The following is a 22,203-nucleotide window of genomic DNA, read 5'->3' on the forward strand; positions in this document are numbered from 1 at the left end:
CGGTGCATGATAATAGATATGTCTGAAAGAACAGGTTTTTTATCTAGGATGTTGTCGGAACGTTTATCATGGTATCTCTTTCGACCTTTACTCTGACGCTTATACAATCTTTTTCAACCACGGATCTTATACATGAAAGCTGCGGGCAGCGAAGATTTGGCAGTTCAACCGAATCGACGCTCGTGTTTAACACCACAACCCTTGCACCTTTTACGGCGCCTTTTACCTTTACGCATAGCGCAAAGGGCGCTTCCACGGTTATAGCTCTTACATTGCTCAAGGTAATCCTTGAAATGTTGCCACTTAAAGGAGTTACCGACCTGTCACAGGTTTCAAACGGTATCTTTTTTATCAGCCGGCCGTTAATGAACACCTTGCCATTCGAAGCTACAAGCGCATCAAACACTATTCTTCTCTCTATCGAGTTAAATAATATCGTAAATCCCGGAGGAATAATTGGTATACAAAGTTCAATCATGGTACTTCCTTCATTTATTCCGAGAACTTCGGGAACTTCAATGGTCCTCCCGGCTGTTGCGCCCAGAACCTGATCGCCGTTAGGACAGCAGTTAGGACCAAGGCCGCCCAAAACGCTGGCACCAAGTACCTGGTTGTTTCCGTTATCTGTATTGTTGTTTTCAATACCCGATACTTCATTACCGGTAGGGCAGCAGTTCGTACCAAGGTTGCCCAGGGCACTGGCACTCAATACCTGGTTATCCTGTGCCTGGTTCTTCATTTCATCAATAATAAAGTTCTCCATTGCCATTTTTTTCACTCCCTTCTATGTTCTCTACTATAAAATATGCAAATTGCGACATTTTGCTATACCTGTCAACAGCAAAGAACAAATTACAGGGAATATTTATTTTATTATGCCTTTCTTTTTCTCGAATTCTTCTTTTTTACCATCTTCAGCCTGAAGAAATCTTCTCTTTCCTTTTCCTCAAGAACGTCTTCAATATACTTTACGATTTCCTTGAACTTAGGTATTTGTATATTCTGAAGCGCATTGGTCCTTTTCTGCGTCTTCTTTATTTCAAAAGCCAATTTGTATACGGAATTTTCGACTTCGGCCAGCTCATATATAAGATATTTCACTTCCTGAAATTTAATAACTGCGATATCAAAAGCGTTATTTGTCCTGTAAAAGCTGTATGAAGGCTCCAGTTTTTTCCTTGTGAATTTTAACGTCGGAATTTCAACGCCCATCACGCTCTTTAAAAGGACGTCATAATCATCGGCTACATCGATAGTTTCCGCAATGTTCAAAACGGTACTGATGCCTTCAGTCATGTTCGCGACCTTCAGCGCTTCATAAGCTTCCTGAAATATCATATCTATCCTGCCCTGAATATCCTTTGCCCTTCCGATCAAACCCATCATTTCACGAATCAGAACATTTCTTTTCTTATCTAAAAGCTCAAAACCCTTTTTTGAAAAATCAAGCGATGCCTTTGCGCTCATCAGATTCGATTTTGTAGGAGCAATATTAACAGCCATGCACATCACCCCTTATAGTATTTTGCAATAATTTCGGGGCTTATCCTGTCTAATTCCTGCACAGGCAATATGGACAGAAGTTCCCATGCAAGATCAAGTGTTTCAAATATACTTCGATTTTCATCAAAGCCTTGCTTTACAAATCTCTCTTCAAACTGCGCTCCAAACTCCATGTACTTTTTATCCGTATCTGAAAGCTCATCCTCACCTATGACCTGGGCCAGTGCAGCTACATCCTGAACATGGGAATAAGCCGAAAATATCTGGTTTGCAACCTCGGCGTGATCCTCCCTGGTATAGCCTTTGCCGATACCATCCTTCATGAGCCTTGAAAGCGAAGGCAATATATTTATTGGAGGATATATATCTTTCTGGAATAAATCCCTTCCAAGCACAATCTGCCCTTCGGTAATATATCCCGTAAGGTCCGGTATGGGGTGGGTTATATCATCGTTAGGCATGGTAAGTATTGGTATCTGTGTGATAGATCCCTTTTTGCCCTTCATCATGCCTGCCCTTTCATAAAGGCTCGCAAGATCCGAATAAAGATATCCCGGATAGCCTTTTCTGCTTGGCACTTCCTCCCTCGACGATGACAGCTCCCTTAATGCCTCGCAATAGCTCGTCATATCAGTCATTATTACGAGAATATGCATTCCCAGCTCGAAGGCAAGATATTCTGCAGCAGTAAGAGCGCACCTTGGAGTTACTATCCTTTCGACTATCGGATCGTCAGCCAGATTCATGTAAACCACGACTCTGCTCAGCACCCCTGCTTCTTCAAAACTCTTCAGGAAGAATGCGGCGTCATCATGCTTAACGCCCATCGCAGCAAATATGATCGCAAATTCTTCATCAGTATTTGAAGAGATCTTAGCCTGCCTCACTATTTGGGCGGCCAGTTCATTATGAGGCATGCCGTTTCCCGAAAATATAGGGAGCTTCTGCCCCCTTATGAGGGTTGTCAGGCAATCTATCGTCGATATGCCCGTCTGTATGAAATTCCTCGGATACAGCCTCGCTACGGGATTTATGGGCCTGCCGTTTACATCATATTTATCTCCGGTAAAGATTTCGCCCGCGCCATCTATCGGTTCGCCTATGCCATTGAAAACTCTTCCAAGTATGTCACGCGAGAGAGCTATTTCAAGGGGTTTACCTGTAAAACTAACGCTTGCATTATGAGTTGAAAGTCCTGCGGTGTTTTCAAACAACTGAACAATTACCTTGTCTTCATCCAGCTGTACGACTTTTCCCTTCTTTTTCTTCTCTCCGAGCTGAACTTCCACAATTTCGTCATATGCAGCATCCTTAACACCTGATAAAACGATCAGAGGTCCCTCAATCCTGTCAAGCCGCAAATATTCATTCTTCATTTTGCACCTTCTCTCAAGCATACTGTTTTTCCAGTTTATCGTAGAAATCATTTATATGTTTGAACAAACTATCGAACATTTCCAACCTATCGTTGGGAATAGTATATTTCATCTTGATTACTTCGTCGAACAGCTTGGCGTCTTTTATCTTTGATATGGGAATACCCTTTTTTACTGCCGATTTTCCCCTTTCATACACCATGTCGATTACCTTGAGCATCAGGTACTGTTTTTTTATGGGTACATAAGTATCCTCCTTGTGAAAAGCATTCTGCTGCAAAAATCCAACCTTTAAAAGTTTTGAAACCTCAAGTATCAGCCTTTGGTCATCTGGCAGCACATCTTCACCCACGAGTTTTACGATTTCTAAAAGTTTGTTCTCCTCAAACAATACCTTGAGCATTTTAGCCCTGAGAGGCATCATATCCTCCGCAACATTCTCGCTGTACCAATCCGTTAGAGCCGTAACATAACCGCTGTAACTTGAAAGCCAGTTTATGGCGGGAAAATGCCTTGCATATGCAAGCCTTTTGTCCAGGCCGAGAAACGCGCTTACAAACCTTTTGGTATTTTCAGTTACGGGTTCTGAAAAATCCCCCCCTGCAGGCGATACGGCACCTATTATAGTAACCGAGCCTTCCTTTCCGTTTAGCGTCGTGACGTAACCCGCCCTTTCATAAAACTCGGCAAGTCTTGAAGGAAGGTATGCCGGGTATCCCTCCTCTGCCGGCATCTCTTCGAGCCTTCCTGATATTTCACGGAGGGCTTCCGCCCATCTAGATGTCGAATCAGCCATTATGGCAACATGATATCCCATATCCCTGTAATATTCCGCAATCGTTATGCCTGTATAAATGCTTGCTTCCCTCGCAGCAACAGGCATATTCGAAGTATTGGCTATCAGTACCGTCCTTTCCATAAGGGGTTTTTTAGATTTTGGATCCTCCAGCTTTGGAAATTCCTCAAGCACCTCCGTCATTTCGTTTCCTCTTTCACCGCAGCCTATATATACGATTATGTCCGCATCGGACCATTTTGCAAGCTGATGCTGCGTCATGGTCTTTCCCGTACCAAAACCTCCGGGTATTGCGGCCGTTCCACCCTTTGCAATCGGGAAGAACGTATCAAGCACCCTCTGCCCCGTAATCAGAGGCCTTTCGATATGTCTTCTTTTAAGAACAGGCCTTGGTGTCCTGACAGGCCATTCCTGATACATCTTAAGGTCTATCGTCTTGCCCTTTTCATCTTCTAATTTGACAAGAACTGTTTCGATATTGTATCTTCCATCGTCAACCGTTTCAATAACTCTGCCTCCCATCCCGGGAGGTACCATTAATTTGTGGACAATCAGGTCAGTTTCATCAACTTCGCCAAAGACATACCCCTCGCATAGCAGGTCTCCTGCCTTTACATTGATTCTCACGTCCCATAATTTTTCCGTATCTATAGATATAAGGCCGATACCTTTTGGAATAAACCCTTCGGAAATCCGGTTTATCTCAAGGAGCGGCCTTTCGATTCCATCAAATATATTTCCGATAATACCAGGCCCGAGTTTTACCGATAGGGGCTTATCAGTCGGAACTACGGTCTCCCCGACTTTCAAACCGCTTGTCTCTTCGTATACCTGGACCGTACCGATGTCACCTTCAAGAGAGATGATCTCGCCTATGAGTTTGCCTTCTCCAACCATAACCATTTCACGCATTTTGAAGTTTGACATATTCTTTGCCTTTATTACAGGTCCGTTTATATAAATAATTATTCCTCTGGAATTTTCCATCATCTCACCTGCTTCATACATTATCCATAAGCGTTTTGCCTATATTGACCCTGTTATCTTCTAAGACCATTTCCATCGAACAATCCACTCTCATGGTTTTATCAGCATCCTCTATAATACATCCTCCAAGCATGGAATCATTCGCTTCTTTAATCTCCACATTCATATCATTTTTTTTATACTTATCTATATAACTCTTTATAGAATCATAATATTTTTCCATATCATGAGGAGTAACCAACATGACGGCATTTTTTGCATCAAATTTAGAAAAACCGAGCGCTATATTCTTTTCAAGGAAGCCTAAGTATTCCGGTTCATCGACAAATTCAGATGTCATATCCCTTATACCTTTTACCATTCTATCGTAAACTTCTTTTCTCTTCTTTAAAAGCGCTCTCTGCCTATCCATAACAGCCTTCGATACTATCTGCCTCTTTTTATTTTCAGCCTTTTTTCTGGTCTTTTTTATTAAGTTTTCCGATTCCTTAAGCAGTCTCTGCTTTTCGCTTTCAAGTACCGTATCCTGATTTCTTTTAAAGTCGTTAACCTTCTTTTCGGATTCATTCTGCACTTTCTCAAGTACAAGCTTTGCAAACAATTTTAGTTTATCATCTACTTTTATCATCCTTTTCACCTCATATCTTAAGGCCTATGGATTCATTCACATATTTTGTAATGGAATCCTTCGTTCTTAGAGTACCGTGCCTGTCAGGTATCACTACGATCAATGGCAAACTGACAGACAGCTTGATCTTTTCAATCTCATCGCCGACAAGCGGCGCCAGTTTTTCCGTGATAAGAATTATGCCTGTTTTCTTATCGCTCCTTGCCTCCTTAAGATCGGATAAAATTTCCTCTCTCGTATGGGCAATAACTCCCTTTATACCTGCAAGCCTCATTCCGACCAATGTATCCACATTATCGCTGATCAAATATGTCTTCAAAAGAATCGCTTCCCTATAAATTATCGCTATAGCCTCCCGAGTATCATGATGGAAATAACAAGCCCGTAGATGGCTATGCCCTCACCTAAGCCTACAAATATCAACGCCTTGCCAAGAGTCTTCGGATCTTCCGATATGGCACCTATGGCAGATGATGCCGAAGGTCCTACGGCAACTCCCGTACCTATTGTGGCAAGCCCTGTGGATAAAGCGGCGGCAATATAACCAAGCCCCGCGCTTGAATTCGAAGTAGTGCCGTTAGCTGCATGTACAGCCTGTGGAACCATGATTATAATTGCTGCGGCCAGCACGGGTATAAATGATGACAGGCTGAATTTCAATATAGATTTGTTTTTTATATTTTTGCTTATGCTCCCTTTTACCAGAATATTAAGTCCCGCAGTTACTGTAAATATGACAATAGCCAAAGTCAAAATCAATATAATATACATTTTCCATACCTCCAGAATTATAATATTTTCTATAAAGTTTTACCTCGAGTGTATATTTTACCTCTCACTAGTCGAAATAGGCGTATTCGTTTTATCAAAAATCACTTTTACGGGTATATATTCTATCCCTTTGCCTTCATAATATTTGCTGAAAAGCTCATAATATTCAAGCCTTAACCCTTGTATAAACACGACCATGCCTTCAAGGCACATGACGACTATGTTTCCAAGCACCAAAATAAATACGGCCTCAGCACCATTGCTCATCATCGCCGCTATGGTTGCAAAAGCCATAAAAAGTCCCACATGGTTCAACGCAAAAGCACCGATCCTGATAAACGACACAGTATTGCTGAGCATGCTGATAATCGTCTCAAAAGCGCCAAACCCATTTTCTATATAATAATCGCCCACGGGATCATCATACAGAGGCTTCCTGCCGCTTATAATGTGGGAAAAAGGCTGCTTAATCATCATAAACAGCAAAAGGATAAACAGTATAATTGCAATTATACCGATCGGGAGCCTGCTCTTGCCCTTTATAAATATATCCACAGCGGTAATGATCATTATCCAGTAGAATACAAATCCTGCCGCTCCATTTTTACCGAACAGTCCATTTTCCATATCCTTTTTCCTGAAAGAGTTTATAAGGCTGAATATAAAGCTCACCGTGGTAAATGCAATCCCGAGGACTATACCTAATAAAAGGATGGTATTTATATTTTTGCTCTCCATAGGGTGAAACAGCAGCGGTTTTATGAGATTTTCATTGCCGAACACGCTGCCAAACAGGAGACCAAAGAACATGGAGCTCAGTCCCACCCTTGATAGAACTCCGCCCAAGTTGGGATGGCGGAATTTATGTTCAAGCAGCAAACCGGCTATTAAAAATATAAGCCCCTGGCCAAGATCTCCGAACATACATCCGAACATGATCATATAACTTACCGCTACAAAAGCGGTAGGGTCCAGTTCGTTATACGACGGAGTCCCATACATCCTGACAATAGCCTCAAACGGCCTGAAAAGCCAGTTATTCTTTAGCTTTGTAGGAGGAATCAGGCTGCTGTTTACCTCAGACTGAGGTTTGAAAGCAAGTGTAAGCCTATCTCCAAACCTGGAAAGCCTTTTTTGAAGATTCTGCTTTTCACTTACAGGCACCCAACCGGCCAGATAGAAGAATTCGTCGGTACATGCGACTTCATTGTTGACATCCTGTGCCTTTTCAAGCAGTTTGAGCTTGGTATAGCTTTCATCCACAGATTCCCTGTACTTTCTGCCAAGAAGAAGTATATCGCTGTTCAAATCATTTATTTCATTTTCTTTCTCATCGATTTTCCGTCCCAACTTTTCTATTATCTCACGTGGAGTACCTGTTAAATCATATGGTATGTCGATTTTTTCGAAATTCAAGGAAGACAATATCCTGGCAGTTTCTGCCTCGAGAATTTTAGGCGAAATAGCCACTATGACCTCATATCCCCGCAATGTATTTATGCGGTAAATTATCGAGGATATGTTTTCGATATTGTCCATCAGTCTCGCATAATTTTCCTTCTTGAGCCTGCCTATCCTGAAACTGAAAAATTTTAAATCCTTCATGGCACCCAGGTCTATATTTACATCCATCATTCTTCTCATATGCTCGCAAAACTCTTTTGTACCTGCAAGCTCCGTCCGGGCTTCCTTCAACTTACCGGTAAGCGCTGCCGCCTGGTCGTATATATTCCTTATCATATCCGATATTTTATTGTGATCCGTATCGCTATCGGCATACTTTTTGGATATCTCCCTTTCTATTCCGAATATATCCATCAGTTTTTCAGCTTTATCGACGATATCCGCATGATCCCGGGTATTCCTGTACTGCCTGACAAAAGACAGATCTGTAATCGAACTTGTTCTGCCCTTTGGCATAAGCACAGTAAAATCATTCTGGTTTATTTCATTTAAAGCGTTTACAATATGCATGGATCCCTGCTTTACGATCTCCATCGAAACATTATCGATGTCGTCTAAGTAACCTATTGCATTCATCATTTCCATTTTTTCAACTGACAAACAACCACCCCCAATTCTATAGCTTTCTTATAAGATACTTCTTGGCTTCATCAATCTGCATGCCGTAACGTATGCTTTCGATGACCGATATTATATCCCTTATTTCGATTTCGGATAAGAGAATATATACCAAAGGCTGGCTCATATTCATTCCGCTTTTAACCTTTATTCTTTTCAGATTATAATAAAGGTATCTGAGTATACGTCGTTCCATGAATATACCCTCTTGACTTTCCATATGGAATAGAAAACTGTACTTGGTATTCCGCACAATTTCTCTAAACTCCTCCAGGCTTCTCGAATAACACAATCTTTTTATATAATCGCTGTCAAATATCCTTCCATGGGATATTGTATAATTAAACAGCAATTCACGGGGCAGACCGTAAAATTTGAGCCCTCTGTATATCCATTGGATATTCAATAGATCGACATAGGCATCCAAATAGCTTTTTATTATCGATATATTATTTTTATCTATCCTGCTCAAATTTTTGTAAAAAATATCAAAAAACGCAAGATCAAGAGTCATCTCAATATTGAAAAAACCGGTATACTTTCTGTTTTCCTCAATTGGGCGAAGATAATTATAATATATAGTGCCTTTTAGATTTGTGATAAAATCCAAAAGGCTTTTTGAAGAAAGCAGGCCAGTCATATTAAAAGAGCTGAAATAGCCGAGAAACGCCAGCGAATCCTTTATCGCCATATTGTCGTTTCCTGCTTTAATACCCTTTGCAATTGTCTTCAAGTCCTCTATTTCATATCTTATAAACATAGTTTTATAGAATGCTTTATAAGAATCTGAAAAATAATGAACCATCTTGCTTATACCGCCTACATGGCTTCTTTTAAGCAGCACCTCAAGCTGGCTCCTGTGGATGCTGCCCCCGTCGATTCCATGGAGCACGGAGGCAAAGTGAGTGTTATTTTTAAGATAAGATGCAATCCCCGATACGTTATCCCTTGAAAGCAGATTTATATAATCTTCATCATTAAGAAGCTGCCCTTCCATAGCCAGTGCTTTTGTGCTTACGGCAGCAAATCTGTTTAAATTACTCATGGCTGCTCCTTCCTGGGTTATTTAAAAATTTGGGAAAAGAGCTTCTTGCCCAGTTTGTCTTTTACTTTTATAAATTGGCTTTCAATGTTTCCGCATTCCTTTGCAGTCTGCTCCTCTATATCTTTGGCATCTCTTTCTGCTTCCGAAACGATAGAATCATACAGTTCTTTTGCTTCCGATTCTGTTTTATCCATTATTTCAGCTTTCATGGCATCTATTTTAATTTTTATTTCTTTTTCTCTTTTGCCAAGGTACTCCTGTGTTTGCTTCATTATTTCATCTGCTTTTTGATCTATCGATATAACCATTTTTAAAGCATCTTCCATGAAATATATCCCTTCCTTCAAAAAAGAACAAATCGCAATACTGCGATACACAGTAATTTTAATACTGTTTCTATAAAATAACAATGTTTGCAAAAGATTCTTTACCGCCATTTTTGTTTAATCTATTCAAAATAACGCGGTAAGCGGGTAGAATGCTTAATTTATTTTTACGATTCTCATTCTATTGTGCCGTATTGCTATGACAATAATTGTCATAATTCCTGCAATTATGCAAATAATAAATAAATTGCTATATCTTTTTTGAGTATAAGCATTTTCCCCGATAACATCCATCACAAGACCGATATCTCTTTTTAAATTATCCCTTCCTATATTCTCTATGGTATCCTCAGGGACATGGTATATATTCTTTTCCAGATCTATCAATGTTACAGACGGAACGCCCACCGATCCAAAAGGCATATGATCGCTGCTTCCATTGTTTTCGATGCTGTATTTTATTTTTCTTTCGTCCGCTGAACTTTTTAACTCATTCAGTATTGAATTCCCCGATGCCCTCTCGCTGCTGCCATATCTAAAAATACTCAAAGGCAAATTCGATTTTGCGCCTACCATATCGAGATTTATGACTTCGCTGTTTTTAAGAGGATAAATCGGATGTGAAACATAATACTGTGACCCGAAAAGATTTTCTTCCTCGCCGCTGAATGCTATGAATACGATATTTTTGTCAGGCTTTACAGGCTGCTTTGACAGCGCTCGCGCAATCTCTATTATACTGGATGTTCCGGATGCATTATCAAGAGCGCCCGGGAAATATACGCCGTCAGGATCCGGACCCAGATGATCCATATGAGCCGATATTATAAGATAATCATCCGATTTTCTGTTTGAATTCAATATGCCTATCACATTCCTCGCTTTAAAGCTTTTGACTTCGAAAGAGGATTTTAAATGGATAGTATAACCCTTTTTTGAATAATCCATAAGCTCGTCAAAAACGTCCAGGTCTACACATACTCTCGGCAGTTTTGATGATACTTCCATATCGTTTACGCCAAACTGGCCCTTTCTCCTGTCGGAAGGGTCGCCGCTCGCCGTAATGACCCCCGTATAACCTTTTTTATAAAGCATCGACAATGTATTGGAGTCCGCATCCTTGAAATATTTTATAAGAGCTATCGCATTTTTTACACCTTTTATATTTTTATCGCTCAGGTTCACCGGAACACCTCTTCCTGTAGCCTCGCCCTTATGGGACATATAGGTGAAAAAGCTGTAATCCTTTCCGTATTTATATCCCTTTACCATATTATTCCCATCTTTAACCTCAAGTATATACTCGGGTGTCGGATTGCCGCTTACTCCCAGGAATTCCTGATAAAACGTCCCGCCAACACCTGCAGGTTTTAATCCGGCCTTCTTAAACTTGGATGCGACGTACTCCTCTGTTTTGATTCCATAAGGCGTTCCGGCCATCCTGCCATTGAAGCTCTTTGAAGATAGCTCCCCGATCATCTTTATAATATTGTCAGCATCATAATTATGCGGATTATAGCCGACTTTAACACTGCAGGATGTAAATATTATGACAGATGCCACAATTAAAAATATAACTTTTTTGAAATGCTTCAATAATTTTACCTCCAGAAATAATGTATACTATAAAATATACATTACAAGGCGGAATTATAACCGGCCGCAAGCCCTGAAGACCACGCCCATTGAAGGTTATATCCTCCGCAGTCCCCGTCGATATCGATAACCTCTCCTGCAAAATAAAGCCCGGGGACTATTTTGGATTCCATGGTTTTAGGGTTTATCTCCTCCGTATTTACTCCTCCTGCCGTAACCTGGGCAGAAGCCCATGGATTAGTCCCTGAAACTTCGAATCTCCAGTCTTTCAATATATGTAAAATATTATCCTTTTCATGAGTCGTAAGGGAAGCCACAGGTTTATTCATGTCCGAAATTCCTGCCTCCCTAAGGACAACCGGTATAAGCCTTTTATTTATAAGGCCTACGAAGCTGAGTGAGACAGATTTCTTGTTCCCCTCTTCATACCTTTTCAAAAGCACTGAACGGAGCCCATCCTCTGAAATGTAGTCAACAAGCACGACTTTTATGAAAACCCTTTTGCCATCCCTGATGAGCTCTCCCGCTTTTCGGCTTAACTGAAATACAGGCGGCCCCGATATCCCGTAATCCGTAAAAAGTATTTCCCCGTCTTCTCTTTTGATTACTTTTTTATCCACGACGAGTTCAACATTTCCGTCAAATTTTACACCCTGTATCGCCTTTAGGAACTTCGCATTCAGTTTGAGCTGAACAAGGGCTGGAAAAGGCTCGATGATGCTGTGCCCAAATTTTTTAGAAAGCAAAAACCCGCTGCCGTCTGAACCGAATTCAGGACCTGCCTTGCCCCCGGTGCAGATTATAACCCTGTCGGACTTAAGCTTTCTTCCATCCCTCAATTCGATTTCGAACTGTCCTTCATGCCGTATATCTACCGCTTCAGCATCGCATACGGTTTCAACGCCCAAATTTTCTATTTCATACCTTAATACATCCAGCACGCTTGATGCCTGAAATGATGCCGGGAACATCCTGCCGCCTTCCTCTTCCCTGAAGTATATGCCGAGCTTTTCAAAAAACTCTAAAGTATACTCCTGCCCAAACGCCGAAAAAGCTCCGTATACAAACCTCGGGTGCTTGCCGTGATACTTTGATATGTCCATATATCTGTTTGTAATGTTGCATCTTCCGTTTCCCGTCGCAAGTATTTTCTTGCCCACCCTGCTGTTTTTATCCAGCAATATGACATATGCGCCGGCTCTTTTGGCAGCTATCGCCGCCACAAGGCCCGATGCACCGGCGCCTATTATTATGACTTTCCTTTCCTTTGCCATTTTATAAATCTCCCGCTATATAATAATCGAAATCAGTTCCATAGAGATATTATAACTTATAAGGTGGAATGTTACACATATATTTTAACCATATCTTCGATTGCTAATATGAGCTTATGCTATTTATAAATGTGCCCTCTGGTGCATTATAACACTATTTGAAGAATATTTATTTCAATCGCTAAACTCATAGCCTTAAGAGTCTGTAAACTTGTTCAGGGCAGAATCAAAACTCGCTTAAGCTCAAATAGCCATAAAGCACCCTCTGATATTTCGTTCTACATAATTATATAAATCCGGTTAAAAAAAATATATATATTTAATATTTTTTTAAGTTGAATTAAAATTATTGTTAAATTTTGTTATCGCGTTTTATGTAAAAGCCACATTGAATCATTTTATGTCATACGAATTATCTGATTAAACAGATAATGAATTCTTCCATATATTTACACAAATGTCTGTTCGGCCTATAATATAATTAAAAGGAAAGATGAGGTGATAATATGGATACAGCCGGGAAGTCATCTGACGTAAGTTACTCCGATTATGCTGCATATGTACCCATCTACAAAAATGGCAACTCCGTACAGGCGATAAAAAAAGATGGACAGACTTCGTTTATAAACCACAGCATAAAGTCTCTACTTAAGATTTTTTTAAGGCAAAGCAGCATAGATATCCGGGCATTTAAGCAAAACTATTCAGTGACAATGGGCAGGAAAAACATCATACCCGTCCCATTGAGTATAGACACAATTTTGATACCGGTAAAGGTAAGGAAGCCACTATCTGTAAACGACGGCTCATATGCATATCTAAACCTTTCATCAATTAAAAACGTATCAGGGGATAAAAGATCAGCAATAGAATTGACAGGCGGCACGGTAATCAACTCCATGGAGTCCGTCATCACTATAAAACACAGGATGAAGATGGGAGGAGCTGTTTCAGAAAAATTTGCAATGCACATGCTGCAGTCAAAAGAAATAAGGACAGGTTTTGCGGAAATATCATCTGAAAGCTGTAAATCTGCTACAAAAGAGGATATAGCACTTTTAATCTATAAAATTATCGAGCTTGAAAAAAAGCTGGACAGGGAAATATTCAACAAGTTCTAATCCTGAAACCAAGACAGCAATGGGAATACAGGTGCCCTGCTGCGGCGAGATGACATTTATAAAGCATGGCATAACCGGCAGGGCATATATTTACATCTATTTTGATCTTTCTTAATGTGTACTTAAAAGTCCCATTTCCCTGCATTTTTTCTCAATTGCATAGAAAATTCCAGACCCTACTATGACAAATACAAACATCGAAGCCACTATTATTATAAACTGGTATTTAAGGGGCATTACAGGCGTCTGATTTATAAGTATTGCCCTGCTGCTGTCGTTTATATATGTTAAAGGAATAAGCATCGATACAAAAAATATCGCCCTTGGAAGAACCCTTATGGGGAAAAATCCGCCTGAAAGTGCTGAAACCACCGAGCTCGAAAAATCGATGATCGAATTTGCATCCTTTGCTATAAGCACAAGAGCCGATATTGCGATTCCAAGCCCCATCATCGCTATAATCCCTGGTATCAAATACAAAAGGAACTTTAATATATTGTTGTTTATGGTAAACCCGAATGCAAAATAGCATACCACTCCGGTAATAATATTTTCAAATGTCGTTGCTACGAACTGAAAGAGGCTCTTGCTTATAAGAAGGTTGATCCTGTTTACCGGAGCACTCCAATTAGACTCTAAAACTCCCTGCATCATCTCATTTTTGAGTGAAAATCCAAGGGACCAAAAAGCAGTATTTATATAAGATGTAACCATATAGCCAATTACCAAAAAACCGATATAATCCGAATTCCCGGTATAGCTTCTAAAACCCGCGGCCGTTCCGGAACTGCTGAAACTCTTTCCCATAAAATAAAACGGCGTAAGCCATATTACAGGATCAAAAAAAGTCAATATGAAATTCAAAGGATACCTGAAATACATTTTCATGCTTATCTTGAATGCCGCCCTTCCAGCCAGCAAATTTCTTTTAAGATTCATGCTTCCACTCCCTCATCCTTTTAAAATCTTTCCAGCGAGCCGGAATTTCTGACTTTGTTTTCTACCGCAGTAAAACAAAGCCTTCCGATAATCATATAAATAAAGCCCTCGCCCAGGCAAATCAACATATCAGCCAGTGCATCCAGTATGCTGCCACCGTTTATCATGATAGTCCTTGTTGCAGAAATTCCAAATGTAAAAGGCATAAATTTTGCGATGAATTGCATCCACCCAGGCATTATGGCTGCGGGAAATGTTATGCCGCACAGGATCATTATGCTCCCTCTTACAAGCTGGACCGCCGCACCTGTCTCCTTGACCCAGAGGACCAGACTTGCAAACATAGTCCCAAGTCCATATACACCTGGTATCATAACCGAAAAGGAAAGTATCCAGCTTAATACGCTGCCTGTAAAATGTATCCCGTATACAAATCTGTATTCTATTACAGATACCAAAGTCAACAGTACGGATACTATCATGGAGAATGATGCGCCTCCAATAAGAAAATCCACCTTTTTTATAGGGCATAACCAGTTTGATTCTAAAGTGCCCCTCATCTGTTCGTCCCTCAAAAAAGTACCAAAATTCCACATGACAGTATTTACCCACATCCATACCATTGTGCCTATAACGATAAATCCCATATAATTTCTGGTCCCTGCGACGCTGTCAAATGCCGCAAGGCCCGACTTTTGAGGGCCGGCCATGCCCACTGCACTTAATATATATATGAGCGGAAATATAAGAGGCCATACTATAAACTGTATTATCCAGGTTGGGTAACGGGTCATCTGAGCCAATTCCTTTTTTGCAACTGCCATAACAACCCTAAACCGTCTCATTATTTTCCACCTTCTCTTTAAGGCTCTTTCCCGTAAGATGTATGAAGACATCCTCAAGGGATGGCTCTTTTACATTTATGTTGAGTATTCGGCATCCGCTCTCGGAAATGCAATCGATTACCTTCTGGATAAGTTCATTGCTGTCGGTATGATGTATGTTTAAAACATAGTCTCTTCTTTCTTCATCATACCGGCTTATGACCTTCTGAATGCTGCTTAGGCCCTTTATCTTGCAGAGCATATCCTCCGGAGCATTATCCACTTCGATATTTATAAGCTTTATATCGTCCATGCTCTTTTTCAAATTTGAAGGTGTATCAAGAGCAATTATTTTCCCGCCGTCTACTATCGCTATCCTATCACAGAGAAAGTCGGCCTCTTCCATATAGTGGGTTGTCAAAAGCACCGTCCTGCCCTCATTTTTAATATCCAGTATTATTTCCCTTAAATTGAGCGCCGACTGCGGGTCAAGTCCAAGGGTGGGCTCATCCAGCAAAACCACCGGAGCATAAGGTATCAAAGCCTTGCCGAGAGCAATCTTTTGCTTCATGCCCGTCGAATATTTCTCGACTAACTCATCTGCCTTTTCAGCAAGCCCAAGCCTGTCTAATATTTTCGCGGCACGATTTTTTGCTTCGTTTTTATTGCAGCCATAAAGCGCCGCAAAATATTCAAGGTTCTCCCTGCCGGTAAGTTTCCAGTAAATGCTCCTGTCTCCTGCAAGTACCGTTCCTATTTTTGAAAGGGCCTCCATTGGTTTTTTGTCCACATCTATTCCCATTACCCGCACATATCCAGACGTAGGCCTTAGAAGACCCGTAATCATCTTTATAGTTGTGGTCTTTCCGGCACCGTTAGGTCCTAAAAGACCGAATATTTCCCCCTTGTATATATCAAAGCTGATTCCATCGACAGCCTTAAATTCTTTCTTTTCAATGGTCCTGAAAAGTTTCTTCTTTTTCGTGTGGAAAACTTTTTTCAAATCCGTCACTTCCACAGCCTTTTCCATGTAAATCCCTTCTCCCCTGTTACTTGATTCGTCAACCTCCGGTCTGCAAGAGAACGCATATATGTTATTTGAAAAATATAAAACATGCACCTTCTACAATATGGAATCATGCATAAACAAAATTACCTGAATAACGCTATTCCACATAGATTTCCACTGTTTCATCCGAAGTATGGACGTCTACTATTTTACCTGTTGCTCCATTTTTTACAGCATCTATTATTTCCTGAAAATCTATCCCTTCAAGTTCTTTCATTTGCGGCGAAAACTTCGGACCTACCTTCATGCCAAATTTCATACCGATTTCCACTAAAGACAAGGGTATCTTTACGTCGACTTTGTCATCACCGTCGACGTGTATCCTCAAAAATTTAGACTTACTGCCATTTTGTGAAGTGTTTAGGGGCTCTGCCGGAACTTTATAAGTGTTTTCATCAAGGGCATCAATAAGTTTCTCGCCCTCCTCGGCTGTTATCTTTTTCTCTTCAACCATCTTTAATATTTTTTTGATTTCATCATTCATAATGAGACCTCCCAAAATTTATTCCCTATCCATCATTTTTAATGCTTCTTCATAACTTATCTCACCTTTGCTCAGCATGTCTAATACTTCTTTTTTGTCTGTTCCGGGCTTATCCTGAGACTCGATTTTATAGCCCAGGGCTGCTATTACATCATTAAGCTTGCTTCTTACTGTCGGATAGGAGATATTAAGCTCCTTTTCCACTTCTTTTATGTTTCCTCTGCACTTTAGAAAAATTTCTATAAAATACTTATGCTCTGCCGATAGATAACTGAATTTATCCAGTTGAAACTGGCCTTCGATTTTAGTGCCGCATTTGTCGCAATATAGCGATGTAATGCAAAGTTTTTCACCACAAACAGGGCATATCGATAATATATTGTTTGTCATAAAAATTCCTCCGGAGATTTCAACCGTGTTAGTAACGGTTCATAAAATATATATTATATTTTATATTATATACTCCATTTTAAATATGTCAATATTAATATTAATATTTTTAATAAATTTGCTTAATTTATTTAATATTATAATCTTACTAATTAATATTATTTATTATTTTGTTTTGCCTGATTAAAATAAAAAATTAAATACATTTATATAACGTTTGAAATGTAAAAAATGCAGGATAATAACAAATCGGCCCTTATTTGAGCCGATTTGTTATTATCCATAGAAACAAGACATCTATCCTGGCTGTATTCAAAATCGCATATTGAGCACCCAGGGTCATACGAATTGAAAATTAAACGAATAGAATGTTTATTTAAAATAGATGTTTATTTGAGAATTCCTATTGCTTCCGCAATCCACCATGTATAGATCGCCGTCTTTTTTATTAAAACTACTTTTCACACCGTCTATTGCAATTTTAACCGGCTCTTTAAAAGATACAAACCCGAAATTGCCGGCATCCCGCGCCCATATATTTATCTCGTCTTCCGAAATTGAAATATGCTTGATGACGCCGGGCGATATGTATTTATCAATGTTGCCTATGGCGGCAAATCCGTTATTTACGGGGGATACAATATACAACCGTACGGCATCCTCAGGCAGTGAAATATCCATATCTTCATCTTTATCCAGCATCGTTACCTTTTTTGAGAAATATTCATAAAGGATGAACTTATCGCCTTTTATTCCATAGACATCGGATGGCCTTACTATTCCATAAACCATTTTACCCGTTTTATTTATGTTAAATGATCCGATGACACCGAACTGCCCTGATTTATTCCATACTTTAAGAGGAACCCCTTCTTCCTGCGGATTTTTGTACAGGCAGTCGACTGTCGGCATACCCGGCCTGTCACACCTCAAGACTTCACCGTCCGAAAAGATCAGAGGCCATAAAATACTTGCATCAGTCTTCCCGACTTCATCGCTCACATATACGGGTCCACCGCTTAAAGCCCTCAAAACCGCGTTATTGACACCTTGAGGATGCTCAGTCCAGAACATGTCCCAATCGCCCCAAAAGATGTTTCCAGTTATGTATGAATTATAGGCATTTTCCAGAGCATGCTCCCTAAAACTGTTTTCCGTCTTGGGGAAAAAGTCATCGCTGTTCCTGTTCAATGCGGTATAAGGCCTATTCCACATGTCTTCGGGCCCCATTCCCATGCAGTTGATTATCGTCCCGTCAAAGTTCAGCCCTACGGAAGCCTCCAATGCCGCATGTTCACTGGCACTCGAAGTGCAAATATCCATATTGTCCTTTATAAAATACTTGAATGAACTCTGGTTATCAACTTTTACAAAGTCCACTCCTTTTTCCCTTAAAGACGAATGCCATGCATTCCAAAAACCAAAAGCCTTCTCTTCATCCGGATATGGCGTCAGCGCTCCTTTTTTGGTCTTATATAAGTTATGGCTGTATTCTTTGCAAAGATTGCTTTCAGGGTTGATTCCAATCCAGTATCCTTCAAAAGCCTGCCATACGCCAATCCAGGACAATCCGTACCCATCTTTTAACTTACTCATCAGCCACTTGAATCCATGAGGAAATTTATCCTTATCTTCATCAAACGACATTAGCTTGTTATCCTTTGTCTCAGACCAACCGTCGTCGATTATAAACCATCTTACGGGAAAACCTTTCTTTTTAAACTCCTCCGCCTTATCGATAATGCCTTTTTCATTTACTTCATGGTAAAAAGCATCCCAGCTGCACCATCCAAAATATTTAAATACTTCAGGGTAATGCCTTTTTTCCCTAACTTTTCCCTGGACATTTAAGCTATCAAATGCGGCAGCCGCCATATCCTCTTGGATGCTGAACGGATCATCCCCTGCACCCAGTATAAATGAAAATGTTTTATAATGATTATGGCCCGTATCACAAGTTGAAATCGAAAACCTCAGCTTGTTATCCGCCCCTTCCAAATCCGTTTTGCAATTTCCCGAACATACTGTCAAAATGCTATAATAATTGCTGCCATCCGTCCAATTCAATGCCTGCGTTTTTTTCGGTATCCTTCTAAAATCCCTGACAAAGCAAGGCCTTGTCCACCAATCCTTGAATAGATTAACCGCCATGGATTCTTTAAAATTCAATATATCTTCCACTTCCAATGTGATTCCGCCATTCGGTGCAAAACTCCCGTTTTCTACATATGCTTCGACTTCCAGATAGATGACATCATCTTTTTTATTAAAGGCAAGCTGTAGTTTTAATCCCCTTTTTGAATCCTCACATGTGAAAATGTCTTTACCGGCTGTTTCAAGCAGCGGCCTGATTTGAATATCGTCAATGTTGACCACTGGTGCAATTCCCTTTATGAGCAGATTGCCATCGTGGTATATGTCAATTTTGCCGCCGACATTTTTTAAAAGAAACATCCCTTATCATCCTTTCGATATAATATTTACTACATTTGTATATTATATCATACATATCTTTTTAAAATGCATGCTTTCATGCTTTAATGTAAAAATGCCCGTCACATCCAGCGATACAGCAAAAAGGCCGCTTTGTTTACACAAGCGGTCTTGATAACTTGCAGAATTTTAATCTATCGAATTAGTGTTCAAAAACACAAATTCATGCTGCAAAAAAATATATTGAAATTATATGCTAAACAGCATATCGGCGTATGTCGGCAGCGGCCAGTATTTCGAATCGACTATTGTCTCCAATTTATCGGCATAGCTTCTTAATCTGCTCATCTCCGTAAATACCACGTCCCTGTAATATGATGCTCTCTCAAAAATACCGGCTTCGGACCTTTGAGCCGTATCCGTCACATCTTCCAGTTCCTTTATTTCCTTATAGAATCTCGATAACGTATCTGACAACTCATCCAATAGCCTCTCCTGAACTTTAGTATCTGCAGAAGGCAGCGCCTTCTTTATTTCATTTATCGATTGAGCGACCACTGACGAATATTTTATAGCAGACGGCAATAACTGGCGTTTGGCCATCGCTATCATAGTCGAAGCTTCAATATTTATAACCTTTATATATTCATCGAGAGAAATCTCGTACCTTGCCTCAAGTTCCCTCTTGCTGAATACCCCGTGCTTTTCAAATAATTTCACATTCTTGTCTTTAAGAAGCGCAGGAATGGCTTCCACGGTAGAACGAATATTTAAAAGGCCTCTTTTTTTGGCTTCTGCTATCCATTCATCTGAATAACCGTTCCCGTTGAATATTATTCTCTTGTGATTTCTTACTATGCCCTTCAATAATTCCGTAAGTTTGTCATCAAAGTTTTCGGCACCTTCAAGCTTGTCGGCTATTTCGCTTAAGGCATTCGCAACTATCGTATTCAAAACGATATTTGGAAGCGCTACAGAACCTGATGAAGGAACCATCCTGAATTCAAATTTATTGCCTGTGAATGCAAAAGGAGATGTCCTGTTTCTATCGGTCAAATCCTTCGGGAAAGCTGGAAGAGTCGATACGCCGATTTTCAATATTTCCCTCTCTTTCTCCTTTACACCTTCGCCGTCACCTATCTGCTCCAGTATATCCGTAAGTTGATCGCCGAGGAATACCGAAACGATTGCAGGCGGAGCTTCGTTGGCACCAAGCCTGTGGTCATTTCCAGGTATGGCGGCGGATAATCTTATAAGATCTTGATATTCATCTATTGCCTTTACGACGGCACATAAAAATACCAGAAATTGTGCATTTGCACGGGGAGTTTTACCGGGTGTCAAAAGGTTTTCGCCCTCGTCCGTACTCATAGACCAATTATTATGCTTTCCAGAGCCATTTACACCTGCAAAAGGCTTCTCATGAAGAAGACATACAAGCCCGTGTCTGTTTGCTACCCTTCTCATGGTTTCCATTACAATCTGGTTGTGGTCCGTTGCAACATTTGCGGATGTGAATACTGTCGCAAGCTCATATTGAGCAGGGGCAACTTCATTATGCTTTGTCTTTGCGGGGACGCCTAGCTTCCAGAGTTCCCTGTCAAGTTCCCCCATATATTCAGATATTCTCTCTTTTATATTCGCGAAATAATGATCTTCCATCTCCTGTCCTTTTGGAGGTTTGGCACCGAATAACGTCCTGCCTGTCAAGATGAGATCTTTTCTTTTTTCATATAATTTCTTGTCTATAAGGAAGTATTCCTGCTCCGGTCCAACCGTACTTGTTACCTTTCTGGCTGTCGTATTCCCAAAGAGCCTGAGAACCCTTATAGCTTGCTTTGATAAAGCTTCCATGGACCTTAAAAGCGGAGTTTTCTCATCGAGAGCCTCACCTGTATATGAGCAGAACGCCGTCGGTATGCAAAGCGTAACTCCTCCTGCGTCTTCCTTTAAAAATGCCGGCGATGTGCAATCCCATGCAGTATATCCCCGTGCCTCAAATGTCGATCTTAAACCTCCTGAAGGAAACGATGACGCATCCGGTTCACCCTTTATAAGCTCTCTACCTGAAAACTCCATTATTACCTTTCCATTTCCAAGAGGTGATATGAAAGATTCATTCTTTCCCGCTGTAACTCCTGTCATAGGCTGGAACCAGTGTATATAATGGGTGGCTCCCCTTTCTATAGCCCAGTCTTTCATGGTATTTGCCACAATTTCGGCAACTGACGGATCAAGCGGAGCCCCCTCATCGATCGTTTTTTTAAGCAAAACATAAGTATTCTTAGGAAGCCTTGCCTTCATTACTGCATCATTGAATACATTGCTGCCGAAAAACGAGTTCAAGCCGCCATCAGCCTGATCGATCTCATCCTCTTTAAACTCATCGCTATAAATAACTTTCTTTGACAACATCTTTATTCCCCCTTATTAAAAGTTAACAAAAAAAGATAAAGCGTCCTCACATAAATTATGAGAACGCCTTTGCTCTCTAACATATTTATTAAAATTATAGTAAATATGATACCATATATTCATCCATAGTGCAAGAACATTTTC

The 22,203-nt window shown here is 40.3% G+C and carries 20 protein-coding genes; 1 reads left to right on the forward strand and 19 read right to left on the reverse strand.

Annotated features, from left to right (window positions below; all coding sequences use genetic code 11):
- Nucleotides 1–43: 43 nt before the first annotated feature.
- The 12 genes from QME45_08570 to QME45_08625 form a co-directional block, all read right to left on the reverse strand.
- On the reverse strand, nucleotides 44–769 hold the full coding sequence (locus QME45_08570; protein MDI6618718.1) for a hypothetical protein: 726 nt from the start codon (nucleotides 767–769) through the stop codon (nucleotides 44–46).
- Nucleotides 770–873: 104 nt separating this feature from the next.
- Nucleotides 874–1,503 carry a V-type ATP synthase subunit D gene (locus tag QME45_08575; protein ID MDI6618719.1) on the reverse strand — a complete coding sequence of 210 codons (630 nt, stop codon included), beginning with the start codon at nucleotides 1,501–1,503 and terminating at the stop codon, nucleotides 874–876.
- Nucleotides 1,504–1,508: 5 nt separating this feature from the next.
- Nucleotides 1,509–2,879 (reverse strand): V-type ATP synthase subunit B, encoded by a 1,371-nt coding sequence (locus QME45_08580; protein ID MDI6618720.1) that lies wholly within the window; start codon nucleotides 2,877–2,879, stop codon nucleotides 1,509–1,511.
- A gap of 13 nt (nucleotides 2,880–2,892) precedes the next feature.
- Nucleotides 2,893–4,662, reverse strand: coding sequence for a V-type ATP synthase subunit A (locus QME45_08585; protein ID MDI6618721.1), 1,770 nt, complete (start codon nucleotides 4,660–4,662; stop codon nucleotides 2,893–2,895).
- Nucleotides 4,663–4,675: 13 nt separating this feature from the next.
- Nucleotides 4,676–5,290 (reverse strand): V-type ATP synthase subunit E family protein, encoded by a 615-nt coding sequence (locus tag QME45_08590; GenBank protein MDI6618722.1) that lies wholly within the window; start codon nucleotides 5,288–5,290, stop codon nucleotides 4,676–4,678.
- A gap of 10 nt (nucleotides 5,291–5,300) precedes the next feature.
- Nucleotides 5,301–5,609, reverse strand: a complete 309-nt coding sequence (locus QME45_08595) for a V-type ATP synthase subunit F (protein MDI6618723.1) — start codon at nucleotides 5,607–5,609, stop codon at nucleotides 5,301–5,303.
- A 26-nt stretch (nucleotides 5,610–5,635) separates the two neighbouring features.
- The gene (locus QME45_08600) at nucleotides 5,636–6,061 is read right to left on the reverse strand and encodes an ATP synthase subunit C (GenBank protein MDI6618724.1); all 426 of its coding nucleotides are present in this window, start codon (nucleotides 6,059–6,061) and stop codon (nucleotides 5,636–5,638) included.
- A 57-nt stretch (nucleotides 6,062–6,118) separates the two neighbouring features.
- Nucleotides 6,119–8,125 carry a V-type ATPase 116kDa subunit family protein gene (locus QME45_08605; protein ID MDI6618725.1) on the reverse strand — a complete coding sequence of 669 codons (2,007 nt, stop codon included), beginning with the start codon at nucleotides 8,123–8,125 and terminating at the stop codon, nucleotides 6,119–6,121.
- Nucleotides 8,126–8,141: 16 nt separating this feature from the next.
- Nucleotides 8,142–9,188, reverse strand: coding sequence for a V-type ATPase subunit (locus QME45_08610; GenBank protein ID MDI6618726.1), 1,047 nt, complete (start codon nucleotides 9,186–9,188; stop codon nucleotides 8,142–8,144).
- A gap of 17 nt (nucleotides 9,189–9,205) precedes the next feature.
- Nucleotides 9,206–9,514 (reverse strand): hypothetical protein, encoded by a 309-nt coding sequence (locus QME45_08615; protein MDI6618727.1) that lies wholly within the window; start codon nucleotides 9,512–9,514, stop codon nucleotides 9,206–9,208.
- Between the two features lie 156 nt (nucleotides 9,515–9,670).
- Entirely contained in the window at nucleotides 9,671–11,110 is a 1,440-nt protein-coding gene (locus QME45_08620) for a M28 family peptidase (GenBank protein MDI6618728.1), read from the reverse strand.
- 41 nt (nucleotides 11,111–11,151) lie between these two features.
- Complete coding sequence (locus tag QME45_08625; protein ID MDI6618729.1) at nucleotides 11,152–12,384, reverse strand: NAD(P)/FAD-dependent oxidoreductase; 1,233 nt, start codon at nucleotides 12,382–12,384, stop codon at nucleotides 11,152–11,154.
- Between the two features lie 506 nt (nucleotides 12,385–12,890).
- Here QME45_08625 and QME45_08630 point away from each other — a divergent pair.
- The gene (locus QME45_08630; GenBank protein ID MDI6618730.1) at nucleotides 12,891–13,505 is read left to right on the forward strand and encodes a hypothetical protein; all 615 of its coding nucleotides are present in this window, start codon (nucleotides 12,891–12,893) and stop codon (nucleotides 13,503–13,505) included.
- A gap of 111 nt (nucleotides 13,506–13,616) precedes the next feature.
- Here QME45_08630 and QME45_08635 read toward each other — a convergent pair whose 3' ends face one another.
- The 7 genes from QME45_08635 to QME45_08665 all read right to left on the reverse strand — a co-directional run bounded on the left by QME45_08635 (nucleotide 13,617) and on the right by QME45_08665 (nucleotide 22,059).
- Nucleotides 13,617–14,444 carry an ABC transporter permease gene (locus QME45_08635; protein ID MDI6618731.1) on the reverse strand — a complete coding sequence of 276 codons (828 nt, stop codon included), beginning with the start codon at nucleotides 14,442–14,444 and terminating at the stop codon, nucleotides 13,617–13,619.
- A gap of 20 nt (nucleotides 14,445–14,464) precedes the next feature.
- A complete protein-coding gene (locus QME45_08640) occupies nucleotides 14,465–15,289 on the reverse strand; it encodes an ABC transporter permease (GenBank protein MDI6618732.1) in 825 nt (274 codons plus the stop codon).
- Nucleotides 15,276–16,298, reverse strand: coding sequence for an ATP-binding cassette domain-containing protein (locus QME45_08645; protein ID MDI6618733.1), 1,023 nt, complete (start codon nucleotides 16,296–16,298; stop codon nucleotides 15,276–15,278). Before QME45_08645 ends, QME45_08640 begins: the two co-directional genes overlap by 14 nt.
- A 136-nt stretch (nucleotides 16,299–16,434) precedes the next feature.
- Nucleotides 16,435–16,821 carry a hypothetical protein gene (locus tag QME45_08650; GenBank protein MDI6618734.1) on the reverse strand — a complete coding sequence of 129 codons (387 nt, stop codon included), beginning with the start codon at nucleotides 16,819–16,821 and terminating at the stop codon, nucleotides 16,435–16,437.
- 18 nt (nucleotides 16,822–16,839) lie between these two features.
- Entirely contained in the window at nucleotides 16,840–17,211 is a 372-nt protein-coding gene (locus QME45_08655) for a DUF2089 domain-containing protein (GenBank protein ID MDI6618735.1), read from the reverse strand.
- A 372-nt stretch (nucleotides 17,212–17,583) separates the two neighbouring features.
- The gene (locus QME45_08660; GenBank protein ID MDI6618736.1) at nucleotides 17,584–19,665 is read right to left on the reverse strand and encodes a Sip1-related alpha-galactosidase; all 2,082 of its coding nucleotides are present in this window, start codon (nucleotides 19,663–19,665) and stop codon (nucleotides 17,584–17,586) included.
- A 228-nt stretch (nucleotides 19,666–19,893) separates the two neighbouring features.
- Nucleotides 19,894–22,059: a glutamine synthetase III gene (locus QME45_08665; protein ID MDI6618737.1), complete on the reverse strand. Its 2,166-nt coding sequence runs from the start codon at nucleotides 22,057–22,059 to the stop codon at nucleotides 19,894–19,896.
- Between the last annotated feature and the right edge of the window lie 144 nt (nucleotides 22,060–22,203).

The sequence above is a fragment of the Clostridiales bacterium genome (assembly GCA_030016385.1).
Lineage (GTDB): Bacteria > Bacillota > Clostridia > Clostridiales > Oxobacteraceae > JASEJN01.

Excerpts from the sequence above, each read along its gene's own strand:
- QME45_08650 (MDI6618734.1), bottom strand. The coding sequence starts at position 16,821 with ATGAATGATGAAATCAAAAAAATATTAAAGATGGTTGAAGAGAAAAAG.
- QME45_08645 (MDI6618733.1), bottom strand. The coding sequence starts at position 16,298 with ATGGAAAAGGCTGTGGAAGTGACGGATTTGAAAAAAGTTTTCCACACG.
- QME45_08665 (MDI6618737.1), bottom strand. The coding sequence starts at position 22,059 with ATGTTGTCAAAGAAAGTTATTTATAGCGATGAGTTTAAAGAGGATGAG.
- QME45_08580 (MDI6618720.1), bottom strand. The coding sequence starts at position 2,879 with ATGAAGAATGAATATTTGCGGCTTGACAGGATTGAGGGACCTCTGATC.
- QME45_08635 (MDI6618731.1), bottom strand. The coding sequence starts at position 14,444 with ATGAATCTTAAAAGAAATTTGCTGGCTGGAAGGGCGGCATTCAAGATA.
- QME45_08640 (MDI6618732.1), bottom strand. The coding sequence starts at position 15,289 with ATGAGACGGTTTAGGGTTGTTATGGCAGTTGCAAAAAAGGAATTGGCT.
- QME45_08585 (MDI6618721.1), bottom strand. The coding sequence starts at position 4,662 with ATGGAAAATTCCAGAGGAATAATTATTTATATAAACGGACCTGTAATA.
- QME45_08630 (MDI6618730.1), top strand. The coding sequence starts at position 12,891 with ATGGATACAGCCGGGAAGTCATCTGACGTAAGTTACTCCGATTATGCT.
- QME45_08570 (MDI6618718.1), bottom strand. The coding sequence starts at position 769 with ATGGCAATGGAGAACTTTATTATTGATGAAATGAAGAACCAGGCACAG.
- QME45_08575 (MDI6618719.1), bottom strand. The coding sequence starts at position 1,503 with ATGGCTGTTAATATTGCTCCTACAAAATCGAATCTGATGAGCGCAAAG.
- QME45_08615 (MDI6618727.1), bottom strand. The coding sequence starts at position 9,514 with ATGGAAGATGCTTTAAAAATGGTTATATCGATAGATCAAAAAGCAGAT.
- QME45_08590 (MDI6618722.1), bottom strand. The coding sequence starts at position 5,290 with ATGATAAAAGTAGATGATAAACTAAAATTGTTTGCAAAGCTTGTACTT.
- QME45_08660 (MDI6618736.1), bottom strand. The coding sequence starts at position 19,665 with ATGTTTCTTTTAAAAAATGTCGGCGGCAAAATTGACATATACCACGAT.
- QME45_08600 (MDI6618724.1), bottom strand. The coding sequence starts at position 6,061 with ATGTATATTATATTGATTTTGACTTTGGCTATTGTCATATTTACAGTA.
- QME45_08610 (MDI6618726.1), bottom strand. The coding sequence starts at position 9,188 with ATGAGTAATTTAAACAGATTTGCTGCCGTAAGCACAAAAGCACTGGCT.
- QME45_08625 (MDI6618729.1), bottom strand. The coding sequence starts at position 12,384 with ATGGCAAAGGAAAGGAAAGTCATAATAATAGGCGCCGGTGCATCGGGC.
- QME45_08655 (MDI6618735.1), bottom strand. The coding sequence starts at position 17,211 with ATGACAAACAATATATTATCGATATGCCCTGTTTGTGGTGAAAAACTT.